Annotated in this window: 13 protein-coding genes; 7 read left to right on the top strand and 6 right to left on the bottom strand. The window is 67.0% G+C overall.

The annotated features are described in order from the left end of the window. The first annotated feature begins 277 nt into the window (after positions 1-277). Together JO236_RS05925 and JO236_RS05920 are read left to right on the top strand one after the other, a co-directional pair. A complete protein-coding gene (locus tag JO236_RS05925) occupies positions 278-955 on the top strand; it encodes a TetR/AcrR family transcriptional regulator (RefSeq protein ID WP_293326039.1) in 678 nt (225 codons plus the stop codon). A 166-nt stretch (positions 956-1,121) separates the two neighbouring features. After that, entirely contained in the window at positions 1,122-1,823 is a 702-nt protein-coding gene (locus JO236_RS05920; RefSeq protein WP_293326037.1) for a ScbR family autoregulator-binding transcription factor, read from the top strand. On the opposite strand, the gene JO236_RS05915 is transcribed toward JO236_RS05920, so the two are convergent. The 3 genes from JO236_RS05915 to metG form a co-directional block, all read right to left on the bottom strand. Next, positions 1,809-2,378, bottom strand: coding sequence for a serine acetyltransferase (locus tag JO236_RS05915; RefSeq protein WP_293326034.1), 570 nt, complete (start codon positions 2,376-2,378; stop codon positions 1,809-1,811). The two genes, JO236_RS05920 and JO236_RS05915, sit on opposite strands and share 15 nt — an antisense overlap. Positions 2,379-2,591: 213 nt before the next feature. After that, on the bottom strand, positions 2,592-2,972 hold the full coding sequence (locus tag JO236_RS05910) for a PAS domain-containing protein (RefSeq protein WP_293326031.1): 381 nt from the start codon (positions 2,970-2,972) through the stop codon (positions 2,592-2,594). A 138-nt stretch (positions 2,973-3,110) separates the two neighbouring features. Beyond that, complete coding sequence (gene metG / locus JO236_RS05905) at positions 3,111-4,682, bottom strand: methionine--tRNA ligase (RefSeq protein WP_293326029.1); 1,572 nt, start codon at positions 4,680-4,682, stop codon at positions 3,111-3,113. Positions 4,683-4,701: 19 nt separating this feature from the next. On the opposite strand from metG, the gene JO236_RS05900 reads away from it, so the two are divergent. The 5 genes from JO236_RS05900 to JO236_RS05880 all read left to right on the top strand — a co-directional run bounded on the left by JO236_RS05900 (position 4,702) and on the right by JO236_RS05880 (position 10,669). Beyond that, positions 4,702-5,565 (top strand): TatD family hydrolase, encoded by an 864-nt coding sequence (locus tag JO236_RS05900; protein ID WP_293326026.1) that lies wholly within the window; start codon positions 4,702-4,704, stop codon positions 5,563-5,565. A gap of 176 nt (positions 5,566-5,741) precedes the next feature. Further along, positions 5,742-6,860: a resuscitation-promoting factor gene (locus JO236_RS05895; protein WP_293326045.1), complete on the top strand. Its 1,119-nt coding sequence runs from the start codon at positions 5,742-5,744 to the stop codon at positions 6,858-6,860. Then, a complete protein-coding gene (rsmA, locus tag JO236_RS05890) occupies positions 6,824-7,774 on the top strand; it encodes a 16S rRNA (adenine(1518)-N(6)/adenine(1519)-N(6))-dimethyltransferase RsmA (protein WP_416362166.1) in 951 nt (316 codons plus the stop codon). The genes JO236_RS05895 and rsmA overlap by 37 nt, the downstream gene beginning before the upstream one ends. A 79-nt stretch (positions 7,775-7,853) precedes the next feature. Further along, positions 7,854-8,804, top strand: coding sequence for a 4-(cytidine 5'-diphospho)-2-C-methyl-D-erythritol kinase (locus JO236_RS05885; RefSeq protein WP_293326042.1), 951 nt, complete (start codon positions 7,854-7,856; stop codon positions 8,802-8,804). 230 nt (positions 8,805-9,034) lie between these two features. Beyond that, positions 9,035-10,669: a fatty acyl-AMP ligase gene (locus tag JO236_RS05880; protein WP_293326020.1), complete on the top strand. Its 1,635-nt coding sequence runs from the start codon at positions 9,035-9,037 to the stop codon at positions 10,667-10,669. Between the two features lie 150 nt (positions 10,670-10,819). Here the strand turns inward: JO236_RS05880 and pth are convergent, their stop codons facing one another. From pth to JO236_RS05865, 3 genes are all read right to left on the bottom strand, one after another. Further along, positions 10,820-11,395, bottom strand: coding sequence for an aminoacyl-tRNA hydrolase (gene pth / locus JO236_RS05875; RefSeq protein ID WP_293326018.1), 576 nt, complete (start codon positions 11,393-11,395; stop codon positions 10,820-10,822). Positions 11,396-11,407: 12 nt separating this feature from the next. Next, positions 11,408-12,082 carry a 50S ribosomal protein L25/general stress protein Ctc gene (locus tag JO236_RS05870; protein WP_293326015.1) on the bottom strand — a complete coding sequence of 225 codons (675 nt, stop codon included), beginning with the start codon at positions 12,080-12,082 and terminating at the stop codon, positions 11,408-11,410. 214 nt (positions 12,083-12,296) lie between these two features. Next, positions 12,297-13,178 carry an oxidoreductase gene (locus tag JO236_RS05865; RefSeq protein WP_293326012.1) on the bottom strand — a complete coding sequence of 294 codons (882 nt, stop codon included), beginning with the start codon at positions 13,176-13,178 and terminating at the stop codon, positions 12,297-12,299. Positions 13,179-13,180 lie beyond the last annotated feature (2 nt).

Genomic DNA, 13,180 nt, shown 5'->3' with positions numbered 1-13,180 from the left:
AACCAACTTGAAGTATTTCGATCCACGGAAGGTCGACCCGGCGTGGAACACTGCAGGTCGACGACAGACTGATAACCTCAAGAGCGGCAGCAACGTCGCCTCCGATACAACGACGAGTGCCCGCGGTGGGCGCGGTGGGGGCTAGCTGCAGGAAGGCATCGCCAACGTTGAACGCGATTACCTTGTCGAGCGGTGCCGTCGCCCAGCCGTTGACGACCTTGGTCGCCGACGTTGCCCGCGACCGTCCGCCTGGGCGCAGATGAGGCCGTCGGGTTCGATGACAGCAGACTCACACGACGGACGAGCCGATACCACCCGCCAGCAGATACTGCGTGCGGCGTCCCACCAGTTCGCGTCCCGGCCCTACCACGACGTCGGTCTCGACGATATCCTCGCCGAAGCCGAATTGACCAAGGGCGCAATGTATTTCCACTTCCGGTCGAAGCATGCGCTGGCGGTCGCGATCATCGAACAGCACTCCGCGCAGGCGGAAGTCGCCGTCCGGGACCTGCTCGCGCGGCGGTTGTCGGGTTTGGAAACCCTGATCGACTTCTGCTACCTGATCGCCGTTGAGGACATCGGGCAGGACACCTCCCGGGCGGCGATGCATTTGCTCCAAAGCGTCGGGCCGACGGAAGGGTTGCACGGCAAGCTGCTGGGCGGCTGGATCGAGGCCCTCGGCCAGGTTGCTCGGCGGGCGATCGACGAGGGCGATGTCGCCGAAGGATTCGATCCGCAGGACATCGGGCGGCTCATCGTCTCCCTGTACATGGGACTCCGGCAGACCAGCGACCTGGACAATCCAGAGCGGTTTCTGCTCGACCTGGAAAAAAGCTGGGTTCTGGTGCTGACCGGGATCCTGCAGCCGGACCGGCACGAGTACTTCAGGCAATTCATCCGACGGCGCACGGCGCTTGCGATCAGCGCAGCTTTGGCCGGCGCGAATTCAGATTGACTGTCGCAAACCTATGCCACATATGAATCTGGCCTTGAACGAACCCCGCGGAGGATCCGCTTCGGCCTCCGCTAGGGCTGCTACGCTGTAGCCCCTGACCAGGATCAATGGGGCGTCGAGGGTTGGATTTGTAAGCGGATCGACGGGACTTCGGAGGTACACAGCGATGGCGCGCCAAGTGCGATCCGAGGCGACCCGGCGAAAGATTCTCGACGCCGCCGTGGACGTGTTCGGCGAGGTCGGATACGCCTCGGCCGGCTGGGGCACGATCATCGAGCGGACCGGCATGACGAAGGGGGCGCTCTACCATCACTTCGATTCGAAGGAAGCGCTGGCGTCCGCGATCATCGAAGAAGGTTCCGACGCTCTGCTCGCCGCCTTTCGCAACGTCTCTGGTTCGGCCTCGCCCGCTTTCGAGAACATGATCCACGGCACGTTCGCGGTCGCGAACGTACTCCATTCGGACAAGATGGCTCGTGCCGCCGAGAGGTTGACGGATGCCTTGAGCGGGTTCAACGACGCGGCCGCCCACTTCTTTACCAGTTGGTTGGCCGAGATGGCCGCCCAGGCCCAACGGGCGATCGTCGAAGGAGACCTGCGGGAAGACCTCGATCCCCAGATGATCAGCGAGTCACTGGTCGGCGCCATGTTCGGACTGCGGTTGCTGTCCAACGCGATGACGCCGAGCGGGACCAACGGCCGTGCCGGCGATATCACCGGACGGTTGCGTCAGATGTGGGAGCTGGTGCTGCCTGGCATTGCATCGGAAGCGTCGCTGCCGTACCTTCGCCAATTCCTCGCGCGCGAGGCGATGCGCCGCAGCCGCCCGGCCGGCAATGAGCCGGTCGCGGTGTCAGAACCCGACTAGGCCCCCGGCGCGAGCAGCGCTCAGGCGCCGATCCTTGACAATGCGAGCTGGCACGCCGGCGACCTCGACATCGTCAGGCACGGCCTTGGTGACGACCGCGCCCGCGCGAACGCTGACCCGACTGCCGATCTCGACGCCCATGACCAGCGCGGACGGTGCGAGAAAGACGTCGTCGCCGACGGTCGGGTAGCACCCGGGACGTCCCTCCGCAAGCGTCACTCCCTGGTGGATGCGGCAATTGGCGCCCACTTTGGCCTTGATGTGCACGTGGACCGGCCCGATGTGGGCGATGGACAGGCCCGGACCGAACACGTTGCGCGGTATGTGGTATCCGAGCCGTTCGCCCAAGAACCTGGTCCGCAGCCGAAAGTAGCCCGCCACCATTCGCCCGAACGGTGTCCGCGCCGTGTTGGTCCAATACTCGGATCTGCGCAGCAGACGCTGGAAATGAGCCGGGCGCTGCAGAACCCGATCGCGGAGTCGCCAGCGTTGGATGCCGCACGCGTTCAGGTCCGCGGCCAGGTAGGCCCGCAGGTCCGCGCGACTCTCGATCACAAATCGAACCATACTCCTCGTCGAGTATTCTTTAAAGTTTCCATACTTATGGTTTGTTGTGAGTTTTGCGCAGCGGTTGTGTTCCCGTCAGTGGCGGCCGCGGCGATCTGGCCGGGGCGGCGGGTATCAGCTTCGGCGCAGAATCGGACGTCGGCCCCGCTTTTTCCACCCGACTCAGCCGGTCGTTTTGCCCTCTTCATGGGCTAGCGCGGGCTAGCGCTCCTCTTCCCAGAGTTGCTCGGTCAGGTCCTGGAACGCCGCGAGCGCGAACTCGTCGTCGGCGCGCATCACCGCGGACCGGCTCATCAACGCCCGCACGACCGAGCCATCCTTGTGCGCCAACTCCACGACCATGTTCGCCAGCGCATGCACGACCGACAACAGGGAGTCCGAGTTCACCTGTGCGTCCGAGGCCGGGGCGTGATGGAAGATCTCGTGAAACCTCAGCGCCAGGACCTCTTCGGGATCGCAGCCCACCATCTTGGCGAACGCGGTGTTGGTGAACAGGATGCTGCCGTCGTGGGCGATGGCGAGCACGGGAACCGGGATCCGTTCCAGCACCACCAGCGCGGGCAGCTGCTTCAAGGTGGTCATTGGCGATTGGCTGGGTTGCCGATTCCGTCGTCGCTCCACAGGCAAATTATGTCCTATGCCAGGGGGTGCGCCTGACAGACACTCTGCGAAGGGGCTGTCGAGGGGTCGCCGCCGCCATCTTTTCGCCCTTCCCGCGCATCAATTAGCTTGCGGCGCAGCGGAACTGCTGTAATCGGGTTGATAACGGGGAAACACGCCGGTGGGTGGCGGCAGCGCGGTGCCCGGCACCAGCCGTGCCCCGACGGCGGCAAATGACCGATGGTCATCGGTCTGGCCGAGTAGGTGCAGCAGCTTGGCGCCCGAATCGGGCATCACCGGCTGCACCAACAGCGCCGCGACACGGACTACCTCGCAGGTGGTGTACAGCACGGTGCGGAATCGGGCCTGGCCGTCCTCGGACTCGTTCTTGCGCAAAACCCACGGTTGCTGCGCGGAGAAGTATTTGTTCGCATCGCCCAGCATCAGCCAGATCGCTTCCAGCGCCAGATGCATCGCCTGTGCGTCGAAATGCGCGCGCACCCGCTCCAGCAGGCCATCGGCTGTGGTCAGCAGCTCGGCGTCGGCCTCGGTGAACTCGCCGGGCTCGGGCACCACCCCGCCCAGATTCTTGGCCACCATCGACAGCGAGCGCTGCGCCAGGTTGCCCAGCTCGTTGGCCAGGTCGGTGTTGATCCGGGTGATGATCGCGTCCTCGCTGTAGCTGCCGTCCTGGCCGAACGGGACCTCGCGCAACAGGAAGTAGCGCACCTGGTCGACGCCGAAGGTGTCGACCAGAGTGTCCGGGGCGACGATGTTGCCCACCGACTTGCTCATCTTCTCGCCGCGGTTGAGCAAAAACCCGTGCGCGAAAACCCTTCGCGGTAATTCGATTCCGGCCGACATCAAGAACGCCGGCCAGTAGACGGCGTGGAATCGGATGATGTCCTTGCCGATCATGTGCAGGTCGGCGGGCCAGTAGCGCCGGAACAGCTCGGAATCGGTGTCGGGATAACCGGCCCCGGTCAGGTAGTTGGTCAACGCGTCGACCCAGACGTACATGACGTGATCGGGGTGCTCGGGGACCTGCACTCCCCAATCGAACGAGGTCCGCGAGATGGACAGGTCGCGCAGCCCGCCGGAGACGAAACTGACCACCTCGTTGCGCCGCACCTCGGGAGCGATGAAGTCCGGGTTGGCCTCGTAGTGGGCCAGCAGCTTGTCGGCATACGCCGACAGCCGGAAGAAATACGTCTGCTCCTCGGTCCAGGTCACCGGGGTGCCGGTTTCGACCGCGATCCGGGTTCCGTCCACCTCCGCGGTCTCCGATTCGACGAAGAACCGTTCATCGCGCACCGAGTACCAGCCCGAGTAGCTGTCCAGGTAGATATCGCCGGTGGCCGCCATCCGGCGCCAGATCTCCTTGGACGCCTCGTGGTGGTCGGCGTCGGTGGTTCGGATGAACCGGTCAAAGGAGATATTCAACCTCTCCTGCAGGCGCTGGAACACGTCGGAGTTGCGGCGGGCCAGTTCGGCGGTGGGCAGCCCTTCGGCCGCGGCGGCCTGGGCGACCTTGAGGCCGTGTTCGTCGGTCCCGGTCAGGAAACGCACGTCAAAGCCGTCGAGCCGGCGGAACCGCGCAACCGCATCGGTGGCGATGTACTCGTACGCGTGGCCCAAATGCGGCGCGGCGTTGGGGTAGGTGATCGCGGTGGTGACGTAGTAGGGCCTCATCGAGAGTCCACCTTATTGTGTGCGCGTGAGCTCTTACCCACGAGAACACCGCCAACGAGAAGCCCCGCCCGCGCCGGAGCCGTTGGCGCCGCTGATCGACGCCCACACTCACCTCGATGCGTGCGGCGCCCGGGAGGCGGCGGACGTCCGCGCCATTGTCGACCGCGCCGCGGCCGTGGGGGTCAGCGCGGTGGTCACAATCGCCGACGACCTGGACTCGGCGCGCTGGGTGACGCGCGCCGCCGACTGGGATCCGCGGGTCTATGCCGCGGTCGCGTTGCACCCGACGCGGGCCGACGCGCTGACCGACGCCGCCCGGACCGAGATCGAACGGTTGGCGGCCCATCCCAGGGTGGTGGCCGTCGGCGAGACCGGGATGGACATGTACTGGCCCGGCCGGTTGGCCGGCTGCGCCCAACCGGACGCACAGCGCGAAGCCTTCGCATGGCATATCGACCTGGCCAAGCGGATCGGCAAGCCGTTGATGATCCACAATCGCGAGGCCGACGCGCAGGTGCTCGACGTGTTGGCCGCCGAGGGCGCTCCCGACACCGTGATCTTTCACTGCTTTTCGTCCGACAGCGTGATGGCGCGCCGTTGCGTGGCCGAGGGGTGGGTGCTGAGCCTGTCCGGGACGGTCAGCTTCCGCAACGCCCGCGCCCTGCGCGAAGCCGTGACGCTGATACCCCTGCAACAGCTTCTGGTCGAAACGGATGCCCCGTTTTTGACGCCGCATCCTTATCGCGGCTCAGCGAACGAACCCTATTGCCTTCCGTACACTGTGCGGGCCCTCGCTGAACTGGTGGATCTCCGTCCGGAAGAACTGGCTCGGATCACAACGAGCAATGCCCAGCGGGTCTACCGGGCGGAGGGCAGCTTGTAACACCTTGGCCCCTGAGTTGCTCAGCATTGACCGGTTCGTTACCGTCTTGTGATCGAACGGTTGGGCCTGACGGCCCTTTTTGTCATTTACAGCTGTAAGGGTCTTGAGAGTGGTTGGCAGTGGTGGATGAGGTCGGGGCTGTTCAAGAAGTGAGCGCCAGGCGCTCGGCGAATCTAATTGCAAGACTTGAGCAGGCTCCGTCGCCGGCATTGCGGTTGCTCGTCGGCGCGCTGCTGGTGGCGCTGGCCGCGGCCGGCGGCTACGCGGTCTCTGCCTGCAAGACGGTGACCTTGACGGTCGACGGAACCGCGATGCGGGTGACCACCATGAAGTCTCGGGTCATCGACATCATCCAGGAGAACGGGTTCGCCGTCGACGAACGCGACGACCTGTACCCGGCCGCCGACGTGAAGGTGCACGACGCGGACAGCATCGTGTTGCGGCGCAGCCGGCCCCTGGAGATCTCGCTGGACGGCCACGACGTCAAGCAGGTATGGACGACGGCCGCCACCGTGGACGAGGCGCTGGCCCAGCTCGCCATGACCGATACGGCGCCCGCGGCGGCTTCCCGCGGCAGCCGCGTTCCGCTTGCGGGGATGGCGCTGCCCGTCGTCAGCGCCAAGACGGTGCAGATCAACGACGGCGGCGTGTGGCGCTCGGTGCACCTGCCCGCGCCCACCGTCGGGGCGCTGCTGGCCGCCGCGGGCGCGCCGCTGCAGGAGAGCGACCAGGCGGTGCCCGCCGCGTCGACGCCGATCGTCGACGGCATGCAGATCGAGGTGACGCGCAACCGCATCGAGCGAGTCACCGAACGGCTGCCGCTGCCGCCCAACGCGCGTCGCATCGAGGATGCGGACATGAACATCAGCCGCCAGGTCGTCGAAGACCCGGGCGCGCCCGGCGAGCAGGATGTGACATTCGCGGTGGCCACCGTCAACGGCGTCGAAACCGGTCGGCTGCCCGTCGCCAATGTGGTGATCTCCCCCGCCCGCGAGGCGGTGGTGCGGGTGGGCACCAAGCCCGGCACGGACGTGCCCGCAGTGATCGACGGCGCCATCTGGGACGCCATTGCGGGCTGCGAGGCGGGCGGGAACTGGGCGATCAACACCGGCAATGGCTATTACGGCGGTGTCCAGTTCGACCAGGGCACCTGGGAAGCCAACGGCGGACTGCGCTACGCCGCCCGGGCCGACCTGGCCAGCCGCGAAGAGCAGATCGCGGTGGCAGAGGTGACGCGGCAGCGGCAGGGCTGGGGTGCCTGGCCGGTGTGCAGCGGACGAGCGGGTGCGAACTGACCATCCGGTTCCTCGGCCGCACCGAGATCCGGCGGCTGGCCCAGGAGCTCGACTTTCGGCCGCGAAAGTCGCTCGGGCAGAATTTCGTCCACGATGCCAACACCGTGCGTCGGGTCGTTACGGCCGCCGGGGTGACCCGCTCTGACCGAGTCCTGGAAGTCGGCCCCGGCCTGGGGTCGCTCACGTTGGCATTACTGGATCGCGGTGCCAGCGTCACCGCGGTCGAGATCGACCCGGTGTTGGCAGCGCGGCTGCCCCAGACCGTTGCGGAGCATTCGCACCGCGAAATCAACCGCCTCACCGTGCTGAACCGGGACGTGCTGACCCTCACGCGCGACGAACTGGTCCCTGAGTTTGGCCCGGCGCCGGCGGGCCCGACGGCCGTAGTCGCCAATCTGCCCTACAACGTCGCGGTTCCGGCGCTGCTGCATCTGCTGGCCGAATTTCCATCCATCCAGACCGTGACCGTGATGGTGCAGGCCGAGGTCGCCGAACGGCTCGCCGCCGAACCCGGTGGCAAGGAGTATGGCGTGCCCAGCGTCAAGGTGCGCTTCTACGGACGCGTTCGCCGCTGTGGCCTGGTGTCGCCGACGGTCTTCTGGCCGGTTCCGCGGGTCTATTCCGGATTGGTGCGCATCGACCGGTATGCGACCTCGCCGTGGCCGACGGACCAGACCTTCCGTCAGGGGGTGTTCGAACTGGTGGATATCGCATTTGCCCAGCGGCGCAAGACATCTCGTAATGCGTTTGCGGAGTGGGCGGGATCGGGCAACGAGTCGGCGAATCGACTGCTCGCGGCCAGCATCGACCCCGCCCGTCGGGGTGAGACATTGAGAATCGAAGACTTCGTGCGGCTGCTGCGACGTTCCGGCGCCTCCGCTGCTCAGGACGCGGCGCAGACTTCGGTCAGTTGAGGGCCGGCTGATGGCCGGTGTCGCGGCGTCGTTGCGTGTGGTTCGGCGGCTGCAGCGATAGTCTGCTGCGGTGGCTGGCATGTCTGACGGCAACACCGCCGAGCTGTGGGTGCCCACCGGGTCCGTCACCGTTCGGGTGCCCGGAAAGGTCAACCTGTATCTGGCGGTCGGTGACCGCCGCGAGGACGGCTACCACGAGCTGACGACGGTGTTTCACGCCGTGTCGCTACTCGACGAGGTGACGGTTCGCAACGCCGACGTATTGTCACTCGAGCTCGTCGGCGAGGGGGCCGACCACGTGCCCACCGATGAACGCAACCTCGCCTGGCAGGCGGCCGAACGGCTGGCCGAGCACGTCGGCCGGGCGCCGGATGTCTCGATCATCGTCGACAAATCCATTCCGGTGGCCGGTGGCATGGCGGGGGGCAGTGCCGACGCGGCGGCCGTGCTGGTCGCGATGAACTCGCTGTGGGAGCTCAACCTGCCGCGCCGAGACCTGCGCATGCTGGCCGCGCAGCTCGGCAGCGACGTGCCGTTCGCCCTGCACGGCGGTACCGCGCTGGGCACGGGTCGCGGCGAGGAGCTGGCTACCGTGTTGTCCCGCAACACCTTTCACTGGGTGCTGGCATTCGCCGAATCGGGTTTGTCCACCCCGGCGGTGTTCTCGGAGCTGGATCGGCTGAGGGACACCGGGGACCCGCCGCGGCTCGATGAGGCCGGACCGGTGCTGGCGGCCCTGGCGGCGGGGGATCCCGGGCAGCTGGCGCCGTTGCTGGGCAACGAACTGCAAGCGGCCGCGGTCAGCCTGGATCCGACGCTGCGGCGCGCTCTGCGCGCCGGTGTGGACGCGGGGGCCTTGGCGGGCATCGTGTCCGGCTCCGGTCCGACGTGCGCCTTCCTGTGCGAGTCGTCGACCTCGGCGGTCGACGTCGGTACACAGCTGTCGGGGGCGGGGGTGTGCCGTACCGTGCGTGTTGCCAGCGGGCCGGTGCCCGGTGCCCGGGTCGTCCCGGCGCCCCCCGAGGTCTAGCGGATGTGACGTGGAGCTCAAACGGGCCCGAAAACCCGCCATAGTTTGGCAGTTACTTAAGAGTTGCTTAAGATGATCGGCGGTGACGAGTCTCTTGGCCCCGTGGGCTCAACACCGCTTTGAGACCTAACCGCTCCCCAATTGGTGCGCGCGCCTGTCCCGCAGTGCCACCAAGCAGGCGGAATATGAAATTCCGCACCATGGGGAAGGAACGAACCGAGGAGGTTTGTGTGAGTCGGTTTACCGAGACGATGTTCCGCAATGCCCATGAGAGCACCAAGGGCATGGTCACCGGTGAGCCGTATACCCCGGTCCGTCACACCTGGCGCCAGGTGCACGAGCGGGCCCGTCAGATAGCCGGTGGGCTGGCCGCTGCCGGTGTCGGCCACGGCGACGCGGTCGGTGTGCTGGCCGGCGCGCCGGTGGAGATCGCGCCGACCGCGCAGGGGCTGTGGATGCGCGGTGCCAGCCTGACCATGCTGCATCAGCCCACCCCGCGCACCGATCTGGCCCTGTGGGCCGAGGACACCACGACCGTCATCGACATGATCGAGGCCAGGGCGGTCGTCATCTCTGATCCGTTCATGCCCGCCAAGCCCGTGCTCGAGGAGCGCGGCGTCAGGGTGTTGACCGTCGAGCAGCTGCTGGCCGCCGACCCGATCGACCCCATCGAGACCGGTGAGGACGACCTGGCGTTGATGCAGTTGACGTCCGGGTCGACGGGGTCCCCTAAAGCGGTCCAGATCACTCACCGCAACGTCTACTCCAATGCCGAGGCGATGTTCGTCGGCGCCCAGTACGACGTCGAGAAAGATGTGATGGTCAGCTGGCTGCCGTGCTTCCACGACATGGGGATGATCGGCTTTTTGACGGTGCCAATGTACTTCGGCGCCGAGCTGGTCAAGGTCACCCCACTGGACTTCCTGCGCGACACGCTGCTGTGGGCCAAGCTGATCGACAAGTACAAGGGGACGATGACGGCTGCCCCCAACTTCGCCTATTCGCTGTTTGCCAAGCGGCTGCGCAAGCAGGCCAAGCCCGGCCAATTCGACCTGTCGACGCTGCGCTTCGCGCTGTCGGGCGCCGAGCCGGTGGAGCCCGCCGACGTCGAGGATCTGATCGATGCCGGCAAGCCGTTCGGGCTCAAGCCCAGCGCGATCCTGCCCGCCTACGGCATGGCCGAGACCACGCTGGCGGTCTCATTCTCCGAATGCAACGCCGGCCTGGTGGTCGACGAGGTGGATGCCGACCTGATGACGGCCCTGCACCGCGCCGTCCCCGCCAGTCGCGGCAACACCCGCCGCCTGGCGTCGTTGGGGCCGCTGCTGCAGGGCCTGGAGATCCGCATCGTCGGGGCGGACGGCACCATCCTGCCGCGCCGCGGGGTCGGGGTCATCGAGCTGCGTGGTGAGCCGCTGACGCCGGGCTACATCACGATGGGCGGGTTCATTCCGGCCCTGGATGAGCACGGCTGGTACGACACCGGTGACCTGGGCTACCAGATGGACAACGGTCACGTCGTGGTGTGCGGCCGGGTCAAGGACGTCATCATCATGGCCGGCCGGAACATTTACCCGACCGACATCGAGCGGGCCGCGGGCCGCGTCGAGGGTGTGCGTCCGGGCTGCGCGGTGGCCGTTCGGCTCGATGCCGGGCATTCGCGCGAGTCCTTCGCCGTCGCCGTCGAATCGAACGCCTTCGAGGATCCCGCCGAAGTGCGCCGCATCGAGCATCAGGTGGCCCACGAGGTGGTCAAAGAGGTCGACGTGCGGCCCCGCAACGTCGTGGTCCTCGGACCCGGGACCATCCCCAAGACGCCGTCGGGCAAGCTGCGCCGCGCCACCTCGCTCACCCTGGTCACCTAGTTCCGGGGAATTCTTGGGCGCGGGCAATTCTTGGGCGCGGGGAATTCTTGGGCGCGGGGAATTCTTGGGCGCGAGCGTGCGCAAACTGTCACAGTTTGCGGCGTGCCGCTGCACAGACACGCACGCTCGCGGGGAGGTGACCAGTGCGAGTTACCAGGCGTGGACGCGGTTTTGCGCCGGCTCCAGCCCCAGCTCGATGAGCAGCTCGGTGGCATCGGCCGCCTGCTCGCAGATCGTCGGCACCTCGGGCCGCTCGGCGGCGGTGAAGTTCTCCAGCACGAACGCGGCCGGGTCTTTGCGGCCGGGCGGGCGGCCGATCCCGATGCGGACCCGCTGAAAGTCCTTGGTGCCCAATGCGTTCGCCACCGAGCGGAGCCCGTTGTGGCCGCCTTCACCGCCGCCGATCTTGAGCCGGATGCGACCGAACTCCAGGTCAAGATCGTCGTGGATGACGATGACGTCGGCCGGCGGCACCGAGTAGAACTTCGCCAACGGCCCCAACTGGCGGCCCGACTCGTTCATGTAGCAACGCGGCTTGGCCAACACGACGGACCGCCCCGCGAGTCGGCCGGTGACGACCTCGGCACCGGAACGCTTGTGCGCCTTGAACTTCGAGCCCAGCCGCGCGGCGAGCAGGTCGGCGACCAGGAAGCCGAGGTTGTGCCGGGTGCGCGCGTAGGTTTCCCCCAGGTTGCCAAGGCCGACCAGCAGTAGTGGTTCGACCACGTTGCGAGTCGCCTACTCGGACTCGTCGGCGGCAGCCTCCGCCTCGCCGCCCTCTTCTTCGTCGGCTTCGCCCGCCGCGCCTTCTTCTACGCCTTCGACAGCCTCGCCGGCGCCCTCTTCGGCCAGATCCTCAGCGGTCGGCGCGTTGACTACGTTGACCACCAACAGTTCGGGGTCCGAGATCAGATTGACGCCCGCCGGCAGGGTGATCTGGCCCGCGGTGAGCTGGGTGCCGGGCCCGGCGCCCTCGACGGACACGGTCAGCTGCTCGGGAATCGACAGCGCCTCGGCCTCGATCTCGATGGCGTTGGTCTCCTGGGTGACCAGTGTGTCGGGGCCGGCCTCGCCCTGGATGACGACGGTGACCTCGACGACGACCTTCTCGCCGCGACGCACGACCAGCAGGTCGGCGTGCTGGATGGTGCGGCGGATGGGGTGGATGTCGATCGCCTTGGTCAGCGCCAGCTGTTCCTTGCCGGCGATGTCGAGGGTCAGCACCGCGTTGGTGCCGGAGTGCCGGAGCACGGCCGCGAAGTCGTGGCCGGGCAGCTCGAGGTGCTGAGGGTCGCTGCCGTGACCGTAGAGCACCGCGGGGATGTTGCCGTCGCGGCGAGCTCGCCGGGACGCGCCCTTGCCGGTCTTGTCACGGACCGTGACGCTCAGCTGGTTGACCGCGGATTTAGCCATCGTGTCGCTCCTAATGTGCTCGGGGCCTAGGTTCAGGGTTCAGGCACGGCAGGAGCGCGACAACTCGTCGGTCTCCGTCGATAACGGTGCTTGTACAGGCTTGCGGAAGCCAGACACCCTCGCCGTGACGCCCGGTCAGGTTAGCGCATCGCCGGTTCCGGGCGGAAATCTAGTGCTCTGGCGCCACATCAGACACAGCGGGCAATGCACCGCCTCAGAACGGGAACTTGGTGCCGGTGAGCTGCTCGGATAGCTCCCAGAGCGCGGCCGCGGTCGATGCGTCGCGCGCGGCCCGGCTGCGGCCGACGGGTTGGGTGCGGCCGAGGTAGCCAAACCTGGGGCCCACGAACGTATCGCCCGGCAGGTCCTGCGACACCGCGTACAGCGTTTGCCGGGCACCGAAGTCGGCGTCGGTGGCCACCACCCGGGTGACGGCCGACATCAGCGCGTCGCCAACCTTGCGTCCGGAGGCGCCCTGCAGGTTGGTGCGCGAATAGCCGGGATGGGCCGCCAGCGCCCGCAACGGCGAACCGGCCGCGTCGAGCCGGTGCTGTAGCTCGCTGGTGAACAGCAGGTTGGCCAGCTTGGACTGGCTGTAGGCCAGCCACGGCGAATACCGCCGAGTCTGGTAGTTGAGGTCGTCGAGTCCGATGCGTCCGGCGAAATGTCCCATGGACGACACCGACACCACCCGGTCGGTGAGCTTGGGCAGCAGTAGGTTGGTCAGCGCGAAGTGACCGAGGTGGTTGGTGCCGATCTGGCTCTCGAAGCCATCGGCCGTCAACGCGTATGGGGCGGCCATGATGCCGGCGTTGTTGATCAGGATGTCGGCCTTGTCCACTTCGTCGGCGAACTGCCGGACCGAGGACAGGTCCTGCAGGTCGAGGCGACGTACCTCGACCGCGCCGGTTCCGGGGCCGCTTATCTGCTTAGCGGCGGCCTCACCCTTGCCGGTGTTGCGGACGGCCATGACGATCGTGGCGCCGTTGCGGGCCAATTCGCGGGCGGTCACCGCGCCCAGCCCGCTGTTGGCGCCGGTGATGATCACCGTGCGCCCGGCGAATGACGGCAGATCTGCGGCTGTCCAGTCGGTCATGG

Origin of the sequence: Mycobacterium sp., from assembly GCF_019247635.1 — a bacterium.
In the GTDB taxonomy this organism is placed as follows: domain Bacteria; phylum Actinomycetota; class Actinomycetes; order Mycobacteriales; family Mycobacteriaceae; genus Mycobacterium.
The sequence above is the reverse complement of the archived record's forward strand: the minus strand, read 5'-3'. Positions and strand labels throughout refer to the sequence as shown.

Bases quoted from the DNA above. Each gene is read 5' to 3' on its own strand.
- JO236_RS05925 (WP_293326039.1), top strand. From the start codon at position 278: ATGACAGCAGACTCACACGACGGACGAGCCGATACCACCCGCCAGCAG.
- JO236_RS05920 (WP_293326037.1), top strand. From the start codon at position 1,122: ATGGCGCGCCAAGTGCGATCCGAGGCGACCCGGCGAAAGATTCTCGAC.
- JO236_RS05910 (WP_293326031.1), bottom strand. From the start codon at position 2,972: ATGACCACCTTGAAGCAGCTGCCCGCGCTGGTGGTGCTGGAACGGATC.
- metG (WP_293326029.1), bottom strand. From the start codon at position 4,682: ATGAGGCCCTACTACGTCACCACCGCGATCACCTACCCCAACGCCGCG.
- JO236_RS05885 (WP_293326042.1), top strand. From the start codon at position 7,854: ATGTCTGACGGCAACACCGCCGAGCTGTGGGTGCCCACCGGGTCCGTC.
- JO236_RS05870 (WP_293326015.1), bottom strand. From the start codon at position 12,082: ATGGCTAAATCCGCGGTCAACCAGCTGAGCGTCACGGTCCGTGACAAG.
- JO236_RS05865 (WP_293326012.1), bottom strand. From the start codon at position 13,178: ATGACCGACTGGACAGCCGCAGATCTGCCGTCATTCGCCGGGCGCACG.